This is a genomic window from Pseudomonas sp. MWU13-2862 (genome assembly GCF_023242495.1).
Lineage (GTDB): Bacteria > Pseudomonadota > Gammaproteobacteria > Pseudomonadales > Pseudomonadaceae > Aquipseudomonas > Aquipseudomonas gingeri_D.
Genome location: NZ_JALMEZ010000016.1, coordinates 40583 through 64170, shown reverse-complemented (window position 1 = coordinate 64170; position 23588 = coordinate 40583). Strand labels below are relative to the sequence as shown.

Sequence of the window (23588 nt, the reverse complement as noted above, 5' to 3'; positions counted from 1 at the left end):
CCTTACCCTTGTATACGACACCAAACCCTGTAGGAGCCAGCTTGCTGGCGATGGAGGCCAACGATAACGCTGGGCGCCTGAAACACTGCGGCGCCCGTGAATCCATCGCCAGCAAGCTGGCTCCTACAGATCACACAAAACCTCAGGCCTGGACGCTGAGACCGTACTCGGCCGCCGCATCCTGCAACCACAACCACCAGTAATCCGAAAAGCTGCGACGGATCACCAGCTCCCAGGTGTCTTCGGCGGTGTGGCGGATCATCAGTTGCGACTTGGCGAACACCGTCCCGACGGCCTTACCCACAGGGAAGCTGTTCGGGTGCACGTCATAGCTGGTGGACTTCATCAGCACCTGGCGCACGTTCGGACCGCTCAGCTCCAGCAGTTGCTGGCCGCCGCTGACATTGACGATAGCGATATGCAGGTCGCCCAGGGCTTCGCGCAGCGCCTTCTCGGCAGCGAACTCTTCGCCGCTCGGGACGATCAGCAGCCACTCGTCAGGGCCAAGCCATTGCAGGCTGGTATCGCCCTTGGCAACCACGGTCAGTGCCACGGGCAGTTCCAGGCCCAGGGCCTTGTGCACGCCGGCGGCGAAGGCCGCGTCATGGCCATCGCCACGAATGGTCAGGTGACCGAGCAATTTCTTTTCCCGCACGGTGACACCGGCGTTCTTGCGGCCTTTACCCACCAGGCTGGCGAGGTCGGCATGGTGCAACGACGACTCGGCCTTGGCCCCGGAAGTCGGGCGTTGTTGGTAAACGTTGGCTGTGGTCATGTGAAACACCTGTGTTGAATTCTGTCTTTGCGGTTGTCCGTGGACCCTGTGGTGACTGTGCTGCCGTCATCGCCAGCAAGCCGGCTCCTACAAAAGTCCGCGTCCGACCTCAATTCTGTGCCTTACCGAAACCTGTAGGAGCCGGCTTGCTGGCGATCCGTACAACGCGGTGCCCGGATCGCCGGCAAACCCTCTCCCACAAGGAGCACCTCAGATGTTCTGGCGATCACCCTTCGGATCGAAGAACACCGAAGAAACGATTTCCGCCTCGATCACGCTGCCATCGGCCAGCGGTGCGAACACCCGCTCGCCCATGCGCTTCAGCCCGCCCTTGACCACCGCCATGGCAAACGAATAGCCAAGGGAGTTGTGGGCATAGCTGGAGGTCACGTGACCGACCATTTTCATCGGGATCGTCTGCTTGGTGTCGAACACCAGCTGGGCGCCTTCCGGCAGCCACTTGGTCGGATCGATCGGCTTGAGCCCGACCAACTGCTTGCGCTCTTCACGCACGCAGTCTTCACGGTTCATCCCGCGCCAGCCGATCCAGGAGAACGGCTTGGTCCGGCCGACACACCAGCCCATGTTCAGGTCGTCCGGGGTCATCGAGCCGTCCGTGTCCTGGCCGACGATGATGAAACCCTTCTCGGCCCGCAGCACGTGCATGGTCTCGGTACCGTACGGGGTCAGGTTGTACTGCTTGCCCGCCTCGACGATTTTCTCCAGCACACCCATGGCGTAGTCGGCCTGGACGTTGACCTCATAGGACAGCTCGCCGGTAAAGGAGATGCGGAACACCCGCGCCGGCACACCGCCGACCAGGCCTTCTTTCCAGGTCATGAACGGGAACGCGTCCTTGTCCAGGTCGATGTCGGTCACTTCGCTGAGCAGCTTGCGGCTGTTCGGCCCGGACAGGGTCATGGTCGCCCAGTGGTCGGTCACGGAGGTGAAGTACACCTTCATGTTCGGCCACTCGGTCTGGTGGTAGAGCTCCAGCCACTGCAGGACGCGAGCCGCGCCGCCGGTGGTGGTGGTCATCAGGAAGTGGTTGTCGGCCAGACAGGCGGTGACGCCGTCGTCGAACACCATGCCATCTTCCTTGCACATCAAGCCGTAGCGCGCCTTGCCCACATCGAGCTTGGTCCAGGCGTTGGTGTAGATACGGTTGAGGAATTCACGGGCGTCCGGGCCCTGGATATCGATCTTGCCCAGGGTCGAAGCATCGAGCAGGCCAACGCTGTCACGCACGGCCTTGCACTCACGCTTGACCGCCGCATGCAGGTCTTCGCCGTTACGCGGGAAGTACCACGGACGTTTCCATTGACCCACGTCCTCGAACTCGGCGCGCTGCTTCACATGCCAGGCCTGCAAGGCGGTGTAGCGCACCGGCTCGAAGATATGCCCGCAGTGACGGCCGGCGACCGCGCCGAAAGTCACCGGCGTGTAGTTCGGGCGGAACATGGTGGTGCCCATCTGCGGGATGGTCACGTTCAACGAACGGGCGGCGATGGCCAGGCCGTTGACGTTGCCCAGCTTGCCCTGGTCGGTGCCGAAGCCCAGCGCGGTGTAGCGCTTGACGTGTTCGACCGACTCGAAGCCCTCGCGGGTCGCCAGTTCGATGGCGGCGGCGGTGACGTCGTTCTGCAGGTCGACGAATTGCTTCGGCGCCCGTGCGGTAGCTTTTTCATGGGGCACCTGGAACAGCGCCAGGGTCGGCTCTTCCAGACGCGACAGGGCTTTGGGCAGCACGCCTTCGACCGCCTTGAAACCGGCTTCGCTGGCCGCGCGAACGCCACCTTCAAAACCGTCGGCCAAGGCATCGGCCAAGCCGTAGACGCCGTTGATACCGCCGACGCACACGCGTTTCTGCGGTGCTTCGCCCGGTACGAAACCGAGGATATCTTCACGCCAGGTCGGTTTGCCGCCCAGGTGCGAGGCCAGGTGGACCACCGGGCTGTAGCCGCCGGAGCTTGCTACCAGATCGCAGTCCAGCCATTCGCCAGGACTGGTGACTTTATGCGCTTTGACGTCGATGGCGGCAATGCGCGCCGCAGTGACGTGCTTGCTACCACGAGCTTCGATCACGGCGCTGCCGGTGAGGATACGAATCCCCTTGGCCCGTGCTTCTTCCACCAGTGCGCCGCGCGGGTTGCTGCGGGCATCGGCGATAGCCACCACTTGCAGGCTGGCATCAAGCCAGTCCAAAGCCACGCGATAGGCGTGATCGTTGTTGGTGCTCAGCACCAGCTTCTTGCCCGGGGCCACGCCGTAACGGCGGACGTAGGTCGAAACGGCACCGGCGAGCATGTTGCCCGGTACGTCGTTGTTGCCGTAGACCAGCGGACGCTCATGGGTACCGGTGGCCAGGACCACGCGCTTGGCGCGGACCCGGTGGATACGCTGGCGCACCTGGCCGATCGGCGCACGGTCACCGAGGTGATCGGTGAGGCGCTCGTGAATGGTCAGGAAGTTGTGGTCGTGGTAGCCGTTGACGGTGGCGCGCGGCAACAGCAGCACGTCCGGCAGGCCTTTCAATTCGGCGATAACGCTGGCGACCCACTCGGCCGCCGGCTTGCCATCGAGGCTTTCGCGCGAATCGAGCAGGCTGCCGCCGAACTCTTCCTGTTCATCGGCCAGGATCACCCGCGCACCGCTGCGCGCGGCGGCCAGTGCAGCGGCCAGACCGGCAGGGCCGGCACCGACGATCAGCACGTCGCAGTGCTGGTTCATGTAGTCGTAGGTGTCCGGATCGTTCTCGGTCGGCGAGCGACCGAGGCCCGCGGCCTTGCGGATGTACTTCTCGTAGGTCATCCAGAACGACTGCGGGTACATGAAGGTCTTGTAGTAGAAGCCCGGTGGCATCAGCTTGCCGCCGACCTTGCCGAGAATCCCCATCATGTCGTTGTTGACGCTCGGCCAGCCGTTGGTGCTGGTGGCCACCAGGCCCTGATACAGCGCTTGCTGGGTGGCACGCACGTTAGGAATCTGGGTCGCTTCGGTGGCGCCGAGTTGCAGGACCGCGTTCGGCTCTTCGGCGCCGGCGGCAAAGATGCCCCGTGGCCGGGAATACTTGAAGCTGCGACCGACGATATCCACACCGTTGGCGAGCAACGCGGCGGCCAGGGTGTCGCCTTCAAAGCCTTTGTAGACCTGGCCGTTGAAGGTGAAGCTCAAGACTTTGTTGCGGTCGATCCGACCACCGTTGGACAGGCGATTGACCTGGCTCATACCTTCTCTCCCACAGCCGCGCCGGGCACTTTCGAACTGTCTGCTTTAGCGGTGAATTGCGGCTTCTCGCCAATCTTGTAGCTTTCGAGAATCTCGTAGGTGACGGTGTCGCGGGTCACGTTGAAATACTGGCGGCAACCGGCAACGTGGTCCCACAACTCGTGGTGCAGGCCGCGGGGGTTGTCGCGGAAGAACATGTAGTCGCCCCACTGCTCGTCGGTGCAGGTGCCCGGGTCCAGTGGACGCGGGATATGCGCCTGGCCGGAAGCGTGGAATTCCTCTTCGGAGCGCAGCTCGCCGCAATGAGGACAGAAGATATGCAACATAGGGATTTCTCCTGTTAGTGGGCGACCGCAGCAGCACCGTGTTCGTCGATCAACGCACCGTTGTGGAAACGGTCGATGGAGAAGGGAGCGGCCAACGGGTGCATTTCACCCTTGGCCAGGCTCGCGGCAAACACGTTGCCCGAGCCAGGGGTAGCCTTGAAGCCGCCGGTGCCCCAACCGCAGTTGAAGAACATGTTCGGGACCGGGGTTTTCGAAATGATCGGGCAGGCATCCGGGGTGGTGTCGACGATGCCGCCCCACTGGCGGTTCATGCGCACACGGGACAACACCGGGAACATCTCGACGATGGCCTGGATGGTGTGCTCGATCACCGGGTACGAACCGCGCTGGCCGTAGCCGTTGTAGCCGTCGATACCAGCACCGATCACCAGGTCGCCCTTGTCGGACTGGCTGATGTAGCCGTGCACGGCGTTGGACATGATCACGCTGTCGATGATCGGCTTGATCGGCTCGGACACCAGCGCTTGCAGCGGGTGCGATTCGATCGGCAGGCGGAAACCGGCCAGCTTGGCCATATGCCCGGAGTTACCGGCGGTGACCACGCCGACGCGCTTGGCGCCGATAAAGCCCTTGTTGGTTTCGACACCGATGCACACGCCGTTTTCCTTGCGGAAACCGATCACTTCGGTCTGCTGGATCAGGTCCACGCCGAGGGCGTCGGCCGCACGGGCGAAGCCCCAGGCCACGGCATCGTGACGGGCCACGCCGCCGCGACGCTGGACGGTGGCGCCCATCACCGGGTAACGGGCGTTCTTCGAGCAATCCAGGTACGGAATCTCGTCCGCCACCTGCTGGGTGTTGAGCAGTTCGCCGTCGACGCCATTGAGGCGGTTGGCGCTGACCCGACGCTCCGAATCACGGATGTCCTGCAGGGTGTGGCACAGGTTGTAGACGCCGCGCTGGGAGAACATCACGTTGTAGTTCAGGTCCTGGGACAGGCCTTCCCACAGTTTCATCGCGTGTTCGTACAGGTGCGCCGACTCGTCCCACAGATAGTTGGAACGCACGATGGTGGTGTTACGGGCGGTGTTGCCGCCGCCCAACCAGCCCTTCTCGACCACGGCCACGTTGGTGATGCCGTGTTCCTTGGCCAGGTAGTAGGCGGTCGCCAGACCATGCCCGCCGCCACCGACGATGACCACGTCGTAGACCTTTTTCGGGGTAGGCGTGCGCCACATTTTCTGCCAATTTTCGTGATGGCTGAGAGAGTGCTTGAAGAGGCCGAAGCCCGAATAGCGTTGCATAGTCATTTACTCCAAAACCGCTCTCAGCGATAAACCGGGAAATCCGCGCACAGGGCTGTCACGTGCTTGGCGACGTTCGCTTCGACATCGGCGTCGCCGAGGTTGTCGAGGATGTCGCAGATCCAGCCGGCCAGCTCGACGCACTGGGTCACTTTGAACCCACGCGTGGTGACGGCCGGGGTGCCGATGCGCAGACCGGAAGTGACAAACGGCGACTGTGGATCGTTCGGCACGGCGTTCTTGTTCACGGTGATATGGGCACGGCCCAGGGCGGCATCGGCCTCTTTGCCGGTCAGGCCCTGACGGATCAGGCTGACCAGGAACAGATGGTTGTCGGTACCGCCGGACACTACATCGTAGCCGCGTTTGATAAATACGCCCGCCATGGCCTGGGCGTTATCGATCACTTGCTGCTGATAGGCCTTGAAGCTTGGCTCCAGGGCTTCCTTGAAGCTCACGGCCTTGGCGGCGATCACGTGCATCAGCGGGCCGCCCTGGCCGCCGGGGAAGACTGCGGCGTTGAATTTCTTTTCCAGCTCTTCGTTGGCCTTGGCCAGGATCAGGCCGCCACGGGGACCGCGCAGGGTCTTGTGGGTGGTGGTGGTGACCACGTCAGCGTAGGGCAGCGGGTTCGGGTACAGGCCGGCGGCGACCAGACCGGCAACGTGGGCCATGTCGACGAAGAAGTACGCACCGACCTTGTCGGCAATTTCACGGAAGCGTGGGAAATCTAGGGTTTTCGAGTAGGCCGAGAAACCGGCGATAATCATTTTCGGCTTGTGCTCGACGGCCAGGCGCTCGACTTCGTCGTAGTCGATCAAGCCGGTGGTGGTGTCGATGCCGTACTGCACGGCGTTGTAGAGCTTGCCGGAGAAGCTGACCTTGGCGCCGTGGGTCAGGTGACCGCCGTGGGCCAGGCTCATGCCCAGCACGGTGTCGCCGGCATTGAGCAGGGCCAGGTAGACCGCGGCGTTGGCCTGGGAGCCGGAGTGCGGCTGGACGTTGACGTAGTCGGCGCCGAACAGTTGCTTGGCGCGTTCGATGGCCAGGGCCTCGACCTTGTCCACGTGTTCGCAGCCACCGTAGTAGCGCTTGCCTGGATAACCTTCGGCGTATTTGTTGGTCAGGCCGCTGCCCTGGGCCTGCATGACGCGCTTGCTGGTGTAGTTTTCCGACGCGATCAGCTCGATATGATCTTCCTGGCGTTGCTCCTCGGCATTCATGGCCGCCATCAGTGCATCGTCATAACCCTGGATCTGGTCTTGCTTGCTGAACATCGCGTCTCTCCCAGCGGCGGCGGTGCGCCATTTTTATCAGTGGGGCCGTTGCCTGACGGCAGTGCCCTTTGAATGCGATGGTAGGGCCGACGCAGACCGATCAAATGCCTATGGACGCCACGCAAAGGTGCGTTTACGACATGGCTTGGCGCGCTGAGATAGTCGAGGGCCGAACAGCGTCTGGAACAGGGATATTGAAAACGCCACAACCCCTGTAGGAGCAGGGCTTGCCCGCGAAGGCGTCCGTATTATCAACCCGATCTTTTGGGTAGCCCGCACTGACCTCTTCGCGGGCAAGCCGGAACGCCGGACCGCCTGCTCCTACAACGACAGCGTCAACCTTTCGATCTATAGAGGCTTTTCCTACGGAAACTGTGCCTGTGCGATAAGGTCAATTCTGGTTACAGTGCGCACCATAATCGTTCACAAGGACCGGGCCATGACCGACAAGAGCCAACAATTCGCCAGCGACAACTATTCCGGTATCTGCCCCGAGGCCTGGGCCGCCATGGAACAGGCCAACCACGGCCACCAGCGCGCCTACGGCGACGACGAATGGACCCAGCGCGCCGCCGACGGCTTCCGCCAGTTGTTCGAAACCGACAGTGAAGTGTTCTTCGCCTTCAACGGCACCGCGGCCAACTCCCTGGCCCTGTCGTCGTTGTGCCAGAGCTACCACAGCGTGATCTGCTCGGAGACCGCCCACGTCGAGACCGACGAGTGCGGCGCGCCGGAGTTTTTCTCCAACGGTTCCAAACTGCTCACCGCACGCACCGAAAACGGCAAGCTGACCCCGGACTCGATCCGCGAAATCGCCCTCAAGCGCCAGGACATCCACTACCCCAAGCCGCGCGTGGTGACCCTGACCCAGGCCACCGAAGTCGGCAGCGTCTACACCCCGGATGAAATCCGCGCCATCAGCGCCACTTGCAAGGAACTCGGCCTGCACCTGCACATGGACGGCGCGCGGTTCTCCAATGCCTGCGCCTACCTCGGCTGCACCCCGGCCGAACTGACCTGGAAGGTCGGCGTCGACGTGCTGTGCTTCGGCGGCACGAAAAACGGCATGGCGGTGGGTGAAGCGATCCTGTTCTTCAATCACGACCTGGCGGTGGATTTCGACTATCGCTGCAAGCAGGCCGGGCAGTTGGCCTCGAAAATGCGCTTTCTCTCGGCGCCCTGGGTCGGTCTGCTGGAAAACGACGCCTGGCTCAAGCACGCCCGCCACGCCAACCACTGCGCGCAGCTACTCAGCAGCCTGGTCAAGGACATTCCCGGCGTCGAACTGATGTTCCCGGTGGAGGCCAACGGCGTGTTCCTGCACCTCTCGGAACCGGCCATCGCCGCGCTGACCGCCAAGGGCTGGCGCTTCTACACCTTCATCGGCAAGGGCGGCGCGCGCTTCATGTGCTCGTGGGACACCGAGGAAGCACGGGTACGGGAACTGGCGGCGGATATTCGGGAAGTCATGTCGATCTGACCCGACCGCTTTTAATCGCGCTTTATCTTAAGATAAAGCGCGATATATCAGGTCGGCCTCTTCAACCCACCAGACACACCAGATTTTTTATAATTTTTAATAATAAAACCCTCGCCTCTGATCGGCGATGGAAATACCCCATCTCCAAATACTCGGCCGTAAAAAATAAAACCTATAAAAAACAATCTCTACTCTCCGTCATATCGCCTCAAGTTCGAGAACATAAAAGCCCTGCCACGTCTACTGTCAGTTCTGACAGTAGACGCTGCCTCACGTGCCAAAATAATATCGGCGCGACCTTGAGCGATGAGACCGGCAGTGAGCATTCAGAGTATCGATCGAGGCCCAGGACAGAGCTTCACTTAAATTATCGATATCAAGAAGAGGTGACTTGCCATGCCTACCCCACTAAAAATTCGTCTGGTTTTTTCGGCGCAATCGGGGAATCCCGTACACGGGCCTTTTGAAGTTCCTGCCACTGATGAGTACCGGGATATTCTTATCGGTGCGGAAGTCGGTCAATCCATTCGCTTACTCGTTGAAGATATGAACTACATCGGAGTTATAGACTCTAAGACTTACGTAAGAGGTAATCCAGTGGACGGGCCAAATAACCCAGACACGTCATGGAGGCTTGAATTGTTCCTAAAAGCAGGCCCCCGCTAGGCCGACCTCTGTCTGAATGCCATGTCCCCGGTGATGGGCATGGCGGGTTCATTTATCCTGGGAAAGCTATTAAAACAGCTCACCTGTTCAAGACGGATAAATGAACCCACCCCCCAACCACGGATATATGCGGGCGGTGATCACCGTCAACGCTCCACGCTTCGACCCAGGACAGCCGACACGGCGCCAACGAAACTATCCCGGCTGCCCAACCGACCGCGCAATCACATCGACCGTGGCGTTGACTTGCTCTTGATAACGGTCGAGTTCCTCGCGATGACGCTGCTGTGCTTCGATCTGCTGCGAACACAGGTTCAACGCCGCCAACACCAGCAGTTTGTCGCCGATCAGCGTGGGGAACTTCTTCTTGGTGTCGGCCAACGCCGCCCGGAGCATCACCGTCGCGTCCTGCAGGGTGCGCTCCTGGCCGGCGGGGGCCTTGATCGAGTATTCCTCGCCGAGGATCGAGATGACGGTTACCCCATCGCTGCTGGTTCTCATGCGCTCACGGGACCTGCGCTGACACGCTCGACCAGCGCCTGGATACGGGCGGCGGTGGCGCCGTGCTTTTCTTCCTGTTCCATCAGGCTCAGTTGCAGGCTTTCGTTTTCGTCCTTGGCCTGGGCCAGCTCGGTGCTCAGCGCGGTATTGGCGGCCAACAGTTCCTGTTTTTGCTGAACCAGCTCGCTGACCAGCTGTTCCAATTGACTCAGGGAAGCTTCCAACATTTTCTTGATCTCTCGGGCAGTTTCAAAGGGCGCGTACGATAAAGAAAAGCCCCCCTGTTTGCCAGGGGAAAACTGTCGCAAAGCCTTGATTTTCCTGGCGGGACACTTTTCTTCGAACCTTAGGGACTGCGATTGCCAGGACATGTTCCCCACCCTCTGTCGGAAACCTTCACCTGCGACAAATACGCGCAGGGGCTTAAGACTTTAGTCGAATGACCGATAGGTCATTCAGACACGCTTTAAAAGTCGCACGGAATGCGCCCTCCTCTCAGGTAGCCACCATGTCCCTACGCAACATGAACATCGCCCCGCGCGCATTCCTCAGCTTCGCCCTGATTGGTGCGCTGATGCTGATCCTGGGGATCTTTGCCCTGAACCAGATGAGCAAGATCCGCGGCGCCGCCGAAGAGCTCAGCACCAACAGCGTGCCGAGCATCAAGAGCCTCGACGACCTTACCCAACTGACCCTGCGCCTGCGGGTCCTGTCCTATCGCCTGGTGACCAACCGCGCGCCCGACGAGCAACAGAAAATCCTCGACCTGTTCACCCTGCGCAACCAGCAGATCGGCAAGGCCCAGGCCATCTACGAAAAACTGATCAGCAGCCCTGAAGAGCGCGTGGCCTACGACCGCTATGTGCAGGTGCTCGGCCAGTACCGCCAGCTTGAAGATCGGATGAAAAGCCTGTCGCGCAACAATCAGGTCACTGAACTGGCAGCCCTGATCAACAGCGACTTGCTGGCCAACTCCGAACAGGTCAACACCGTGCTCACCAAGCTGGTGGAGATCAATACCCAGCAGACCGACGACACCCATCAACAAGCCGCCGACCAATACGCCTCGGCGTTCAATATGGTGGTGGGCTTGCTGCTGGCCGCCACCGGCCTGACCCTCCTGCTCGCCTGGTTGCTGACCAACAGCATCACCCACCCTATCGCCGACGCCCTGACCGCCGCCGAGCAGATCGCCGAAGGCGACCTGACCCGACCGATCCAGGTCGAGGGCAACGACGAAGCCGGGCGCCTGTTGCAGGCCATGGTCAAGATGCAGCAGAAACTGCGCGACACCCTGCAGCGTATTTCCGGTTCGGCGACCCAGCTGGCTTCGGCGGCGGAAGAGCTGAACGCCGTCACCGACGAAAGCGCCAAGGGCCTGGTACGGCAGAACAACGAGATCGAACAGGCCGCCACGGCGGTCAATGAAATGACCAGCGCCGTGGAAGAAGTCGCGCGCAATGCCGTGAGCACTTCCGAAGCGTCGAAGAACGCCACCGCCTCGGCCGGCGACGGTCGTGACCTGGTGCAGGAAACCGTCGGCGCCATCGAACGCATGAGCAGCGATGTGCAAAGCACCGCAACGCTGATCGGTAACCTGGCCAAGGAATCCCAGGATATCGGCAAGGTACTGGATGTGATCCGCGGGCTGGCCGACCAGACCAACCTGCTGGCCTTGAACGCGGCGATTGAAGCGGCACGGGCCGGGGAAGCCGGGCGTGGTTTTGCCGTGGTGGCGGATGAGGTTCGTGCCTTGGCGCACCGGACCCAGCAGTCCACCAGCGAAATCGAACGGATGATCGGCAGTATTCAGGGTGGGACCGAGCAAGCAGTGGATTCGATGCGCAACAGCACCGATCGGGCTGAGTCGACCTTGAATATCGCCAAGGGCGCGGGGATGGCGCTGGACACCATCAACACGGCGATTGTCGAGATCAACGAACGCAACCTGGTGATCGCCAGTGCGGCGGAAGAACAGGCTCAGGTGGCCCGCGAGGTGGATCGCAACCTGGTGAATATCCGCGATCTTTCGGTGCAATCGGCGACCGGGGCAAACCAGACCAGCGCGGCGAGCAATGAGCTGTCGCGCCTGGCGGTGGATTTGAACAGCATGGTCGCGCGGTTCAGTCTGTAAACCTCAAGACCCAAGCGATTAAAGTCCGGTTCACGCGAACTGTAGGAGCAGGGCTTGCCCGCGAAGCTTTTGGCGATCTTGAGGGCCTCTTCGCTGCGATGCGGCGTCCCGACAAGCCATGCTCCTACAGGGACCGTGTTCGGCCTTAACTGAACGGAATTAGGGCAAGCCCCTGCCACAAGGGGACCGTGGTGTTTCGGTCAGTACTCGATCCGCACATCCCCCTTCGGCACACTGCAGCACGACAGGATATAACCCTCGGCCACATCGTCGTCGGTGATCCCGCCGTTGTGCTCCATCTCCACTTCGCCGCCCAGCTTCAGCACCTTGCAGGTCCCGCAGATCCCCATGCCGCAGGCCTTGGGAATCATCAGGCCAAGCTTGGCCGCCGCCGCGTGCACGGTTTCCCCCGGTGCCACACGAATGCTCTTGCCAGTCGCGGTGAACTCCACCTGATGCAGATCCGCCGCATCCACTTCCGGTGCCTCTGCAGCCTGTTCGGCCTGTTCCACCGCGTCGGCACGGGCTTCCGGCGGCGTCGCACCGAACGACTCTTCGTGGTAGCGGCTCATATCGAACCCGGCCGCTTCCAGCAAACGCTTCACCGCGTTCATATACGGCGTCGGCCCGCAGCAGAACACCTCACGCTCCAGGAAGTCCGGTGCCATCAACTCCAGCATCTTGTGGTTCAGATAACCGCGATAACCGGCCCACGGCTCGCCCAAACCATGCTTCTCACAAATCAGGTGCAGGCTGAAGTTATCGATCCGCGAGGCCATATGCTCCAGCTCGCGGTGATAGATGATGTCCTTGGGCGAACGGGCGCTGTGGATAAACACCATGTCGACATTGCCGTTGGTATCGTAGAACCAGCGGGCCATGGACATCACCGGGGTGATACCGACGCCGCCACTCAGGTACAGCACCTTGGGGCTCGGGAAGTCGATGGCGTTGAACAACCCCACCGGACCGTGCACCGCCAGCTCCTGGCCTTCGTGCAGGGTGTCGTGCAACCAGTTGGAAACCTTGCCGCCGGGCACGCGCTTGATGGTCACCGAAAAGCTGTAGGGCACCGACGGCGAGCTGGAAATCGTATAGGAGCGCATGATCGGCTCACCTTCGATTTCCAGCTCCAGGGTGACAAACTGCCCCGGCTTGAAAAAGAACATGATCGGCTGGTCAGCCATGAAGCAGAAGGTGCGCACATCCCAGGTTTCCTGGATGACCTTCACGCAGCGCACGATATGCCGACCATTGGCCCAGGTCTGGGTTGTTACCGGATTGAGGAAGTTGTTCGACATATTGTTCTCCACCGCCGACTGTCGGCTCTATGTTGGCGATTCTGCGCAAGGGTCGAAGCGACCATTTACCTATCCGCGACATTGGCATGCTTATCGCGACCAGCCCACAACGACCGGGGGTTGCGCGTCGGGAACGGATTCGGCCATGTCGCCCATGGATAAGGTTCATGTCGCTGCCAGCCGCACACTCCATCGCAAATGATCCAATGTATTTCCGTACTTGCGTGCTAACCGTATCAGCCACTATTCGCCGGCCACACCGCATGGCCATGAGGACTAAATCGATGGACGTCACCGCAACCCTGAGCCTGGGCGATCCGCTGGAACCCGCACGCAAGGCCACCGCGCAAATGCTGCAAGAGCGCGAACGCACCTTCTCCCTGCCGCAACCGTTCTACTCCGATGAGCGGCTGTTCGAAATCGATATGCAGGAAATCTTTCAGAAAGAGTGGTTGATCGCCGGCATGACCTGCGAAATCCCGACCAAGGGCAACTACATGACCCTGCAGATCGGCAAGAACCCGATCATCGTGATTCGCGGCGCCGACGGCGTGGTCCACGCCTTCCATAACGTCTGCCGCCACCGCGGTTCACGGTTGTGCACCAGCGACAAGGGCAAGGTCGCCAAGCTGGTCTGCCACTACCACCAGTGGACCTACGAACTGGACGGGCGCCTGCTGTTCGCCGGCACCGAGATGGGCGCCGACTTCGACATGAAGCAGTACGGCCTCAAGCCGGTGCACGTGAAAACCTCCGGCGGCTACATCTTCATCAGCCTGGCGGAAAACCCGCCCGCCATCGATGAGTTCCTGACGACCCTGAACCACTACATGGAACCCTACGACATGGAAAACACCAAGGTGGCGGTGCAAACCACCTTGATGGAGAAGGCCAACTGGAAGCTGGTGCTGGAAAACAACCGCGAGTGCTACCACTGCGGCGGCTCCCACCCGGAACTGCTGAAGACCCTGCTGGAATGGGACGACGTCACCGACCCGCGGGCCGACCAGAAATTCAAGGACCACGTGGCCGAATGCACCGTGGCCTGGGAAGCCGAGAAGATCCCTTACGCCCACGCCAGCTTCGGCCTGCGTAACCGGATCGTGCGCATGCCGCTGCTCAAGGGCACCGTGTCCATGACCATGGACGGCCAGCAGGGCTGCAAGAAGCTGATGGGCCGGATCAAGAACCCGGATTTGGGGTCGATGCGCATCCTGCACCTGCCGCACTCGTGGAACCACTGCATGGGCGATCACATCATCGTGTTCACCGTGTGGCCGATCAGCGCCCAGGAAACCATGGTGACCACCAAGTGGCTGGTACACAAGGATGCGGTCGAAGGCGTGGACTATGACGTGGCGCGCATGCGTGAAGTCTGGGATGCGACCAACGACCAGGACCGTCGCCTGGCCGAGGAAAACCAGCGCGGTATCAACTCCACGGCCTACCAGCCAGGGCCGTACTCGAAGACCTATGAGTTTGGCGTGGTCAACTTTGTGGATTGGTACAGCGAGCGGCTGTTGAGCAACCTGGGGGCCGAGCCTGCGCCGTACCTCAAGGGTGTGCCGGTGCACGGCTAAGAGCAAAAGCTTCGCGGGCAAGCCCTGCTCCTACAAATTGACGTCGTTCACTGCATTTGTGCACGACACCGACCTGTAGGAGCTGGGCTTGTCGGATCGCCGCACCGCCGCGAAGACGCCAGTACAGTCACCACAGATCTACCCGTGAGACGCCCACCTCACCGACCCATCCTCGCCAATAAACTCCTCGATAATATTCTCCCCGCTCAACCGCACCTTCACATACCCATTGAGCACCCGCTCCGGGTATTCGTCGTCCATGGCATTCTGCACTTCGGAAAACAGCACCCGCTCATTGCCATCCAGCTCGCTGGTCACGCCATAGGGAATCGCCCCGTGCCCGGCACAACGCGCCCGTAACCCGCCCTGCTCGGCATACACAATCCCATTGTGCAGGTGCCCCCAGTACCAATAATCCGGTACCCGGCCCAAGGCATCACACACCGGCTGATACAGCGTGGTCTTGTTTGCCCCACTGATATCGAAACCCTGGTGATGACTCAGCACCAGCAACTTCTTGCCCTTGGGCAGGCTCTTCATCCAGTCGATCTGCTGCTGGTTCAGGGTGCCGTCCATATAAAGACCGAGCGGCGCGGAGGCATAGGCCGAATCCAGTCCGACAATCAGCCAGTCATCGTTGTACAACGCAAAATAACTGGTGCCCTGCTGCATCGGGAACCGTGAGTTGAGCTCCGCGAAATAACCATGGGCGCCGCTGTACATCTCATGGTTGGAGTTGAGGGTGAAGGCGCCGTGCTTGCCCATCGGCCAGCCGGCCATGTCGACATCTTCCTCGGAGCCGGTGCCAGCGTAGTAGACGTCGCCCAGGTGAATGGTGAAATCGGCCTGGGCCAACTGCATCTGGTTGGCGACATTGACCGCCGGGGCATGGCTTTCAAAGGGCCCGGTGCCCCAGTCGCCGGCAATCGCCAGGGTCACGTCGTTGTCGATCATCATCACCATCGGCGTGGTGGCAAACGGCGCATGGCGCCGCAGGTTCTCGATCCACTTGATCAACGCCTCGCTCCACAGCAGGTCGAGCAACTCCCATTTGCGACAGCCCAGCAACGTGCCGTCCTTGAGGACCCGGGTTTGCAGCTGCGACTCCGAGGTCGGCAAGGCCTTGGCGTTGCCCATATGCAGGATCGACAACCCATGGGACAACTCCCAGGGCACCACCGGCTCGTCCGTCGGCAGGTCGCCATGGTCCAGTACGTATTGGGCCTGGTCATGCCCGCGTTGCAACAACGCCTGGATAGCCTGGAATTCCTCGGGCTCGATGTCACTGGTGAGTTTTTTCCAGGACAACTCCAACCGAGCTTTCAGGCCACTGAGACGGACGCGGATTTTCGCAAGTTCATGTTCCAAGTGAGGCAAGTTCATGGCTGTCTCCCTACAACGTCTTCATGAATTCGATCAGCGCCCATTTCTCGGCGTCGGTCAGTTGGGTCCCGTACAGGTGGCCACTGTTGTGGTTGCCCTCCAGGCGTGTGTCATACCTGAAGTAGGTCGGCGCCTGGACCTGGGCACCGCTGGTGATGAAACCGACCTTGACCGGGTCGTAGACATCCGAGCCGGTGTTGAACACCACCGGCCGTTTGTCCGGTGTCTGCAACAGGTCCCACAGGCTCGGCACCGAACCGTTGTGCAGGTACGGCGCGCGCATCCAGATGCCGTCGGTGGGGGTGTTGCTGTAGCTCTGGGTCTTGCGATAAGCGTTGAAATCGAATGGCGGTTTCTTGAAGCCATGGAACGCCTGCACGAGGCCGACGGTGAAGGAATCCAGGCGATGGGGGTCGGTGCCCAGTTGGTCGATTTGGGTGGTGACCTGGCCGGTGTCGGCCTTGCCGAACTCATGGCAGCCCGCACAGTTGTTATCCCAGATCGGCTTGCCCTGGGCTACCCGCGCCTGGTCCAAAGCGAACGGCCAGGCCGGCGGCTTGGTGCCGAGCAACCACTGGGTGACCCGATTGAAACTCTCCGGCAACACCGACTGCGGCGTCGCGCCCACGGCCATGGCCGCGGCGTAGTTACGCTCGTGGATATCGTTGTTGTTGCCGTCCCAGTGCAGGTACAGCGATTCGCGCGGCTTCTGGTTCCAGATCTGCGGCAGGTCGACGGTGCCGATGGTCGAGTCATCCGGGAAACCGAAGACCACCATTTTGGTCGGGTTGAAGGTGTCGGTACGCCCGGGCCCTTGTGCCGGCCGCAGTTTCTGCCAGGCGTAGGCCTGCTTCTGCTTGAGCAGCGCGGTCTTGGCCATGGGGATAATCAGGTAGCGGTTGTACAGGCGCTCGAAGACGCCCAGCTGGAACTTGGCGTTGATCGCCGTCATCAGCGCATCGGTGGTGAATTTCGGGTCGCTGGCGCAATCGTAGGCGAACCACTGGAAGGCTTGCAGTTGCAGGGTATTGGCCGGCGCGGTGGCGATCGGCTTGGCCACATCGCTGGCCGAGGCGCGGTAGGAGCCGGTGTGGCACAGGGCGCAGTTGGGTTCCACGGTCGGGTAGCCGATCTGCCGCTTGGCCATGCCGATGGGCAGGTCGCGACCGTTTTCATAGAGGAAGCCGAACGCCTCCCAGCCACCGGGCTTGGGCATTTTTTCCGGGCACATCTGCGGCAGCACGGCAAACAGGTAATAAGGGATTCGCGCTTCGATGCCCAGGCCGATGGCGGCGTACTTGAAGTGGTCTTCGTCGGAGGCGAATTTCTCTTCGGGCACCACCCGCAGCATGTTGTACCAGGTTTCGTAGCCGATAAAACCCAGCACCAGCAGGGTGATCAGCAGGCCGACCCGAAAGCCGTGGCGATGCCAGCGGGCTTCCCAACCCTGGCACCAGGCATGCCAGCCATCGACCAGCAAGGCCCAGGGCCGGTGGGCCGGCGTGCTGCCCATGAAGAGCGTGACGCCCAGGATCAGGAACATGCTCAGGTCGCCGTAGAGCATGGGCACGAACACCGTGGGGGTGTTGCTGGTGTCGATCAGGTAGATCCAGAACGCCACGGCGACCAGCCGGCTCAAGACGCATAACCAGGAGTGGATCACGAAGCGCGGGGCGTTGAAGCCCGACGGCATGTAGAACAGGCTGATCCCCACCAGCAACATGCCGGCGTTTTCCAGCCAGGGGTCCGAGAGCACCGGCGGCAGGCCGACCACCGAGGTCAGCAGCGCCGGGGCGAACAGGGCAGGCAGTGCGAACACCATGTTCATCACGATGCCTATCCAGATAAAGCGTTGGAACCAACGGATGTAATTGTCCATATCACCCTTCCTTGCCAATCCATTTCTTCCGGCCGATCACCGGGGGTGCGGCTTTACACAGATCTGTAGGAGCAGGCGGTCCGGCGTCCCGGCTTGCCCGCGAAGAGGCCAGTATTATCAACCTGATCTCCTGGATAACCCGCACCGGCCCTTTCGCGGGCAAGCCCTGCTCCTACAAGGTGTGGCGGCGTTTTCGAGACTGATGCGCATCAGCCCAGCGCGGTTTTCTCCAGATGTTCAAGGATCAGCGGATACACATCGACCACCGCGTTCTTGCCGAACATGCAGTCGATATGGCCATAACCCGGCACCACATGGCGGCTGAACAACTCGGGGCCATGCAGATCCACCAGCCGGTCGTAGGTCTTCTCCGTGCTCTCCGGCAAATAGCACTGGTTATCGGCGCCACTGATAAAACAGATCGGCAATTGCAGCCGGCTGAAATGCGGCATGTAGACGTCGTTGCCCTTGAAGTCCACCAGGTGCCCCTTGCGGCAGATCAGCGCCAGGTGCTCGAAGGTCTGGATATTCGACTCGCCGAACAATTCATGCAGGTTGTCGTGCAGGGTTTCGTTGAGGGTGTCGTGACGGTACAGCGAGGCATACATGAAGGTGATCCGGTGACAGACCGGATTGGTGCAGTAACCCTGGGCCTCGATCCGCGCATAGACGTTGAGGGCCTTGTCATAGAGTTTGTTGAACCAGCTCTCCTTGCTGTCGGCATAGGCGGTCAGCGACTTGATGCCCACCGCCTCCAGCGCCCCCGGCAGGTGCAGGCCGGCCTTGATCCCGGTCGCCGTGGCCACCACCGTGTCCGCGGCAATCTGCGAGCAGACCACCGAGCGCACATCCTGCAGTCCCGCCAGCATCGACATGAAGAAGGTCGTGGCGCCATAGCAATGCACCACGCACTGCACATCCCGGGCCCCGGTGGCCTGGCGAATCTGCGCGATGGCCGCCTTGTAGTCGTACTGGGCGATCTGGTCGCCGTTCCACTCGTGCTTGCTCGCCGGCAACAGGATGCTGACCCGGAAATCCAGCAGCCAGACGTCGTAGTCGTGCTTGCACAGGTACTCCAGCAGGTTGGTCTGGATGGTATCGGTGGAGAAGATATTCGAGCCCACGCCCAACCCATGCACCAACATCACCGGGCCTTTGCTGCCGGCCTGGTAACGGGTCAGGCGCAGTTGCACCTGGTCCTCGGTCTCGAAGAAATGCACGGTCGGCACCGGCGCATCCAGCGGCCGCTTGTGCCGGGGCGGCGCGTCCGGGTTGAAGTAGATATCGCCGGCAAACACCCCGCCGTAGCTTTCCCAGAGAATCCCGGCGAAGAACTTGCCGAAACGCGCCAGGGCCTCGATGCGCTCGCGCTCGTTACGGGCATTGAGCACCTTCATGGTGGTCATCTGCTTGGCGAAGTCGGCGGGCTTGATATGCATGACCCCGGAGCCGATCACCGCGCCGGTCTTGTCCGGGCCTTGGTAGAGCGTGACGTAAAGGGTGCTGGTGTCCGGCCAGATATTCAGCACACCGTTGTCTTCGGGCACGGTCTTGAAGGCACTGAAGAAATAGTCGCGACCGTCCTCGGCGGTCAGCTTCATGTCGTAGTTCATATGGCGCACGCCGACCTGTTCCTGGTACTGCTCGAACAGATTGAACACGCCGTTGCTGGCAGTCAGCGGATAAGGCGACAGCGCAGGGGCATTGAGGGTGCCGACCAGGGTCGCGGCATGCTCCGGCTCCTTGATCAGGCGATTGAGGTCGTTGCCGGTGATGGTCAGGGTGAACTCGATGGGTGAGTTCTGCGCCTCGCCGCTCTTGGCGGCCGCCTGGTAGACCGCCAGGTCGGTGCCCTGGGGCTGGGTGAAGTCCTTGGAGAAATAACCCTTCATGGTTTCGGTGAACTGCACCCCCAGGGTCGGCGGCGGCACCGGCTTGCGCGGTGCCGAGGGCAGGCGGTAGTCGATGACCCAGCCGCGATCGGCGGCCAGCAGGCCCATGTTGCGCTCGCTGACCGCCGAGATGGTCAGCAGCGGGTTGACCGCCAGCGAGGTCGGAATCACCGCCCCGTCGGTCACATACAGCCCCGGATAAACCGCATCGCCGTGGCTCCCGCTGAACACCTGGCCCTTGTGATTGACCACGCCTTGCGCGGCATCCTCGCCCATCACGCAGCCACCCAACGGGTGTACCGAGACGATGCTGTGCTTGAGCAACTTGGTCCAGATCGGGTTCGGCACCCAGACCCCGCCCAGGGCCTTGGTCGACTGATGCAGGCGCTCGTTGCCGAGCTTGAAGTTCTCCTGCTCGCCCACCCCGGGCCAGTCGATACGCAGCTGGTCCTTGTCGTCCAGCAGCATTCGGCCCTTGCCGTCGTCATGACTCATGATCAGGTAGGTCTGCATATTGTGCAGCGCGCCGTAATACGGGCCGCGCAGAAAGCTCTCGGCCTCGCGGGCCTTGTAGTGGAGCTGGGCGCTGACGCCCTTGTCGGTGGCCTCGCCGATCATCCCGGCAAACCCGGCCATGGCCGGCACCATCGGCCGCCCCAGCGCGCCCGGGATCGAGCCTTCCTCGATCACCATCCGACTGCGCCAGTCACCTTCGGTGCGCATATCGATGATCGAGGTGATGCACGGCCCGACCGGCTCCATCTCCTTGGCCGAGTGGGCGCCGAAACCGATGCCGTTGATGGTCTGCTCGCAATTGTGGCCGAAGCCGAGGATATCGCCGTTGCCGCTCATGTTTTCGCCGAGCTGGTCGGACATCGGCACGCCCTTGCTGCGCGAACGCAGGAGGATTTCCGTGGAACCCAGGGTGCCGGCGGAAACCACCACCACGTTGGCTCTGACAAACAGGGTCGGTGCCGAGAACTTTTCCCGGCCGCTGTCCAGGTACTGGAAGTGCACGATCCAGCCGTCACCGTCACGCTCCAGATGGCGCACCTCGGCCTGGCAGAAAATCTCCGCGCCGTGATTCCAGGCATCCGGCAGATAGTTCATCAAGGTGGTGTTCTTGGCTTTGTTGTTACAGCCCGAGACGCAGTCACCACACTGGTTGCACGGCAGCTGTTCGACGCCAACATGGTTGAGGTTGTTGGGCAGCTTGTCGAAGGTCACGTTGATCGGTGGCGTATAGAAATGCGCTTTTTCCTCGAGAAAGTCCGCCGACTTGCGGTTGGCGTCCAGCTTCGCCAGTTTCGGTCCGGAGGCCGGATACGGATTGGGCTTGAGCATTTCCCGGGCCCGCGCATAACCTTCGGCGAGCAGCGTGTCACGGTGATCGCGTACCGCCTGGGGCCAGCGCGGGTCCTCGAAGACCCCCGGCTCCGGCTCCAGGGACACGTTGGCATTGATCAGCGAAGTCCCGCCCAGGCCGCAACCGACCACCACGTTCTGCTGGGCATTGACGTGCAGGTCGAACAGACCAGTGCGCGAACCGATATGGCCGTCCGGGTCATGCACCTGCAACTCCTCCGTCGCCGCGATCATGGTGTTGGGGTATTCCCCCGGCTGGATCTCGCGCCCGCGCTCCAGCAGGCAGACAGTCTTCCCGGCCCGCGCCAGCCGCGAAGCAGCGATACCGCCGCCGTAACCGGAACCGATCACGATGACGTCGTAGCGTTCCTTGATTTCACTGATGGATGTCGAAATCCGTGTCATGACTATCTCCCTGAGCGTGGGCATGGCTGGCAGAAACGTTGTGTACCTGAGCCTTGAGTCAAGGTGGCGCCCAAGAGGGTGTCAATAAACACCCTTAGAACTGTATGAAATTTGATCTATAGCGCTATGGGCTATAAGAACCAGGGCTTTGCGGCCTTAGCGAACAACTTATCCACAGAGCCACCCACAGTAAATGTGCGCAAGTAGCGCTTTATGCACCGTCGACACTGAAGGAATCTGAATAAAATCCGTGACTTATTCAGAAAGGTCTATTCAGGCAGTCTTTGATCGTTTTTTAATCAAAACCTTGCAGGCCACGTTTTTAAAGGCCTGTAGAGGACCGCGAACACCTTATCCACAGAAGCGCCAACAGACTTTGTGTGCAAGTCGGGCATTTTTCCACTCATCTGTGGAAAACCGCTGAAAGCCGCGAGATATGAAGGTTTCAGGCCGGTCGAGTGCCGTAAAAGGCCTGTTTGGGCGTTTTTTGAGCAATCCTCTACAGGCCATATAAAACAAGGCCTACAGAGGACAGCAAACATCTTATCCACATATACGCCAACAGACTTTGTTAACAAGTCGGCGCCCAAGCGAAACCCGACAACGCCCTTATCCACATAAAAATTCGAATAAAAACCGTCGGTTAGGTTGATCATTTTTCGTACGAAGGGCTACAGGCGTTGATTGGCATGGGCTGTAGCCATGCACAAACACCTTATCCACAGGCCGACCCACAGTCTCTGTGGAAACTTGGCTGTCAGGCAGGGGTTTATCTTTCATCCGGAGGGAAATGACGTCATCGAACACGCGGCTACACTCTGTCCATAGCGCGCCATGTTCTTGTAGTGGAGGTGTCTTGGCCTCACGCTTTGCGAGGGAGCCCAATGCGCCACCCATACACCCTGCTCGTCGTCTTCTACCTGATCCTGGCCGTCAGCGCCGAGGCCAACTGCTTTCAGGAGGCCGGAGAGCGTTATCACATCGACCCGTTGCTGCTCTATGCCATCGCCCAGGTCGAGTCGGGCATGAACCCGGCGGCGCTCAATACCAACCGCGACGGCAGCCGGGACATCGGCCTGATGCAGATCAACAGCCGGCATCTGCCGCGCCTGGCGGCCTTTGGTATAGACGAGAAGAAGCTGCAGAGCGAGCCCTGTACCAGTGTCATGGTCGGGGCCTGGCTTCTGGCGCAGTTCATTCAGCAGTTGGGTTACGGCTGGCCGGCCGTGGGCGCCTACAACGCCGACGCCCTGCCGGAGCAGGGCGACGGACGCGAGCACTATGCGTTGCAGGTGTGGCACTACTACCGTGAGTTGTTGGTGCTGTACCGATCTACACGGCGCTGAACGGGCTTCAGCGCAGCACGCCTTCCTCGATCAGCAGCTTGAGAATGGCATCGGCCCCGGCCTCGGCACTGACACCCTTGAGCACCTGCCCACCGCCGCCGCTGGCCTTGGCCGTGGCCGCTTTCATCCGGTCGGCGCCGCTCTTGGCCTTGATCACCTTCAAGCGCTTGGGCCGTGGCTTGGCCGGTTGCAGCAAGGCGCCTGTGAATAACTCATCCTCCAGCACCTCCACTTCCTCGGCCTGCAACACACCCCGTTGCGCCGGTCCGTAGGCGCTCTGCCGTGGCTTGGGCGCGGCGTTATCCACCGTCGCGAGAAACGGCAGACGGACTTTCAAACGGCGCCGCTGCCCCCGTGGCAAAGCTTGCAGCACATGGGCCACGCCGTGTTCGATGGACTCGACCTGGGCCAAGCCCACCACCAGCGGCCAACCGAGGTTTTCCGCCAGCAGGAACGGCAGCATGCCCGAGCCTTCACCGGTTTCCGCCTGGCTGCCGGTGAGCACCAACTGGGCGCCGGCGTCGCGCAGATAATCGGTCAGGACTGGCAGCGCATCGGCGCCGGCCGGTTGTTCCAGCACCCGCAATTCGTCCAGGCCCATGCCCAGGTAAGCCCGCAGCGCCGGCTCCGAGACATCGCCGGCATGCACCACCTGCAAGTTATCCCCAGCCAGTTGCAAACCCAGTTCCACCGCGCGGGCATCCTGTTCGGCGCGACGGGCGCGGCCGGAGGTGGGGTGGGCGCCGATGGAGACCAGGCTGATTACATTCGTACTCATGACGTCA

Annotated in this window: 16 protein-coding genes; 4 read left to right on the top strand and 12 right to left on the bottom strand. The window is 61.2% G+C overall.

Translation table 11 applies throughout. The features are described 5' to 3' along the window. Positions 1 to 142: 142 nt before the first annotated feature. From soxG to glyA, 5 genes are all read right to left on the bottom strand, one after another. The gene (soxG, locus tag M5C56_RS25750; RefSeq protein ID WP_100938565.1) at positions 143 to 775 is read right to left on the bottom strand and encodes a sarcosine oxidase subunit gamma family protein; all 633 of its coding nucleotides are present in this window, start codon (positions 773 to 775) and stop codon (positions 143 to 145) included. Between the two features lie 210 nt (positions 776 to 985). Next, entirely contained in the window at positions 986 to 4003 is a 3018-nt protein-coding gene (locus M5C56_RS25745) for a sarcosine oxidase subunit alpha (protein WP_103498196.1), read from the bottom strand. Further along, positions 4000 to 4329, bottom strand: a complete 330-nt coding sequence (locus tag M5C56_RS25740) for a sarcosine oxidase subunit delta (RefSeq protein WP_100938567.1) — start codon at positions 4327 to 4329, stop codon at positions 4000 to 4002. The genes M5C56_RS25745 and M5C56_RS25740 overlap by 4 nt, the downstream gene beginning before the upstream one ends. A gap of 14 nt (positions 4330 to 4343) precedes the next feature. Next, on the bottom strand, positions 4344 to 5594 hold the full coding sequence (locus M5C56_RS25735; protein WP_103498195.1) for a sarcosine oxidase subunit beta: 1251 nt from the start codon (positions 5592 to 5594) through the stop codon (positions 4344 to 4346). 23 nt (positions 5595 to 5617) lie between these two features. Continuing rightward, on the bottom strand, positions 5618 to 6871 hold the full coding sequence (glyA, locus tag M5C56_RS25730) for a serine hydroxymethyltransferase (RefSeq protein ID WP_103498194.1): 1254 nt from the start codon (positions 6869 to 6871) through the stop codon (positions 5618 to 5620). Positions 6872 to 7310: 439 nt separating this feature from the next. Between glyA and M5C56_RS25725 the strand changes: the two genes are divergently transcribed. Next, the gene (locus M5C56_RS25725) at positions 7311 to 8351 is read left to right on the top strand and encodes a low specificity L-threonine aldolase (RefSeq protein WP_103498193.1); all 1041 of its coding nucleotides are present in this window, start codon (positions 7311 to 7313) and stop codon (positions 8349 to 8351) included. A gap of 861 nt (positions 8352 to 9212) precedes the next feature. On the opposite strand, the gene M5C56_RS25720 is transcribed toward M5C56_RS25725, so the two are convergent. After that, positions 9213 to 9518, bottom strand: coding sequence for a cell division protein ZapA (locus M5C56_RS25720; protein ID WP_103498192.1), 306 nt, complete (start codon positions 9516 to 9518; stop codon positions 9213 to 9215). Continuing rightward, positions 9515 to 9745, bottom strand: coding sequence for a hypothetical protein (locus M5C56_RS25715; RefSeq protein WP_100938572.1), 231 nt, complete (start codon positions 9743 to 9745; stop codon positions 9515 to 9517). Before M5C56_RS25715 ends, M5C56_RS25720 begins: the two co-directional genes overlap by 4 nt. Positions 9746 to 10026: 281 nt before the next feature. Here M5C56_RS25715 and M5C56_RS25710 point away from each other — a divergent pair, with 281 nt between their 5' ends. After that, a complete protein-coding gene (locus tag M5C56_RS25710; protein WP_247263365.1) occupies positions 10027 to 11652 on the top strand; it encodes a methyl-accepting chemotaxis protein in 1626 nt (541 codons plus the stop codon). A 200-nt stretch (positions 11653 to 11852) separates the two neighbouring features. Here the strand turns inward: M5C56_RS25710 and gbcB are convergent, their stop codons facing one another. Further along, the gene (gene gbcB, locus M5C56_RS25705; protein WP_103495268.1) at positions 11853 to 12953 is read right to left on the bottom strand and encodes a glycine-betaine demethylase subunit GbcB; all 1101 of its coding nucleotides are present in this window, start codon (positions 12951 to 12953) and stop codon (positions 11853 to 11855) included. A gap of 284 nt (positions 12954 to 13237) precedes the next feature. On the opposite strand from gbcB, the gene gbcA reads away from it, so the two are divergent. After that, positions 13238 to 14533, top strand: a complete 1296-nt coding sequence (gbcA, locus tag M5C56_RS25700; protein WP_103495267.1) for a glycine-betaine demethylase subunit GbcA — start codon at positions 13238 to 13240, stop codon at positions 14531 to 14533. A 138-nt stretch (positions 14534 to 14671) separates the two neighbouring features. Here gbcA and M5C56_RS25695 read toward each other — a convergent pair whose 3' ends face one another. The 3 genes from M5C56_RS25695 to M5C56_RS25685 form a co-directional block, all read right to left on the bottom strand. After that, a complete protein-coding gene (locus M5C56_RS25695) occupies positions 14672 to 15916 on the bottom strand; it encodes a metallophosphoesterase (RefSeq protein WP_103495266.1) in 1245 nt (414 codons plus the stop codon). A 10-nt stretch (positions 15917 to 15926) separates the two neighbouring features. Beyond that, positions 15927 to 17795: a hypothetical protein gene (locus M5C56_RS25690; protein WP_103495265.1), complete on the bottom strand. Its 1869-nt coding sequence runs from the start codon at positions 17793 to 17795 to the stop codon at positions 15927 to 15929. 209 nt (positions 17796 to 18004) lie between these two features. Continuing rightward, on the bottom strand, positions 18005 to 21457 hold the full coding sequence (locus M5C56_RS25685; RefSeq protein WP_103495264.1) for an alpha/beta fold hydrolase: 3453 nt from the start codon (positions 21455 to 21457) through the stop codon (positions 18005 to 18007). An 884-nt stretch (positions 21458 to 22341) separates the two neighbouring features. Here M5C56_RS25685 and M5C56_RS25680 point away from each other — a divergent pair. Beyond that, positions 22342 to 22803: a transglycosylase SLT domain-containing protein gene (locus tag M5C56_RS25680; RefSeq protein WP_103495263.1), complete on the top strand. Its 462-nt coding sequence runs from the start codon at positions 22342 to 22344 to the stop codon at positions 22801 to 22803. Positions 22804 to 22810: 7 nt separating this feature from the next. Here M5C56_RS25680 and M5C56_RS25675 read toward each other — a convergent pair whose 3' ends face one another. Further along, on the bottom strand, positions 22811 to 23581 hold the full coding sequence (locus tag M5C56_RS25675; protein ID WP_103495262.1) for an electron transfer flavoprotein subunit beta: 771 nt from the start codon (positions 23579 to 23581) through the stop codon (positions 22811 to 22813). Positions 23582 to 23588 lie beyond the last annotated feature (7 nt).

What these genes read in the sequence shown, in the direction of transcription:
- soxG (WP_100938565.1), bottom strand. Translation starts at nt 775, where the DNA reads ATGACCACAGCCAACGTTTACCAACAACGCCCGACTTCCGGGGCCAAG.
- M5C56_RS25745 (WP_103498196.1), bottom strand. Translation starts at nt 4,003, where the DNA reads ATGAGCCAGGTCAATCGCCTGTCCAACGGTGGTCGGATCGACCGCAAC.
- M5C56_RS25740 (WP_100938567.1), bottom strand. Translation starts at nt 4,329, where the DNA reads ATGTTGCATATCTTCTGTCCTCATTGCGGCGAGCTGCGCTCCGAAGAG.
- M5C56_RS25735 (WP_103498195.1), bottom strand. Translation starts at nt 5,594, where the DNA reads ATGCAACGCTATTCGGGCTTCGGCCTCTTCAAGCACTCTCTCAGCCAT.
- glyA (WP_103498194.1), bottom strand. Translation starts at nt 6,871, where the DNA reads ATGTTCAGCAAGCAAGACCAGATCCAGGGTTATGACGATGCACTGATG.
- M5C56_RS25725 (WP_103498193.1), top strand. Translation starts at nt 7,311, where the DNA reads ATGACCGACAAGAGCCAACAATTCGCCAGCGACAACTATTCCGGTATC.
- M5C56_RS25720 (WP_103498192.1), bottom strand. Translation starts at nt 9,518, where the DNA reads ATGAGAACCAGCAGCGATGGGGTAACCGTCATCTCGATCCTCGGCGAG.
- M5C56_RS25715 (WP_100938572.1), bottom strand. Translation starts at nt 9,745, where the DNA reads ATGTTGGAAGCTTCCCTGAGTCAATTGGAACAGCTGGTCAGCGAGCTG.
- M5C56_RS25710 (WP_247263365.1), top strand. Translation starts at nt 10,027, where the DNA reads ATGTCCCTACGCAACATGAACATCGCCCCGCGCGCATTCCTCAGCTTC.
- gbcB (WP_103495268.1), bottom strand. Translation starts at nt 12,953, where the DNA reads ATGTCGAACAACTTCCTCAATCCGGTAACAACCCAGACCTGGGCCAAT.
- gbcA (WP_103495267.1), top strand. Translation starts at nt 13,238, where the DNA reads ATGGACGTCACCGCAACCCTGAGCCTGGGCGATCCGCTGGAACCCGCA.
- M5C56_RS25695 (WP_103495266.1), bottom strand. Translation starts at nt 15,916, where the DNA reads ATGAACTTGCCTCACTTGGAACATGAACTTGCGAAAATCCGCGTCCGT.
- M5C56_RS25690 (WP_103495265.1), bottom strand. Translation starts at nt 17,795, where the DNA reads ATGGACAATTACATCCGTTGGTTCCAACGCTTTATCTGGATAGGCATC.
- M5C56_RS25685 (WP_103495264.1), bottom strand. Translation starts at nt 21,457, where the DNA reads ATGACACGGATTTCGACATCCATCAGTGAAATCAAGGAACGCTACGAC.
- M5C56_RS25680 (WP_103495263.1), top strand. Translation starts at nt 22,342, where the DNA reads ATGCGCCACCCATACACCCTGCTCGTCGTCTTCTACCTGATCCTGGCC.
- M5C56_RS25675 (WP_103495262.1), bottom strand. Translation starts at nt 23,581, where the DNA reads ATGAGTACGAATGTAATCAGCCTGGTCTCCATCGGCGCCCACCCCACC.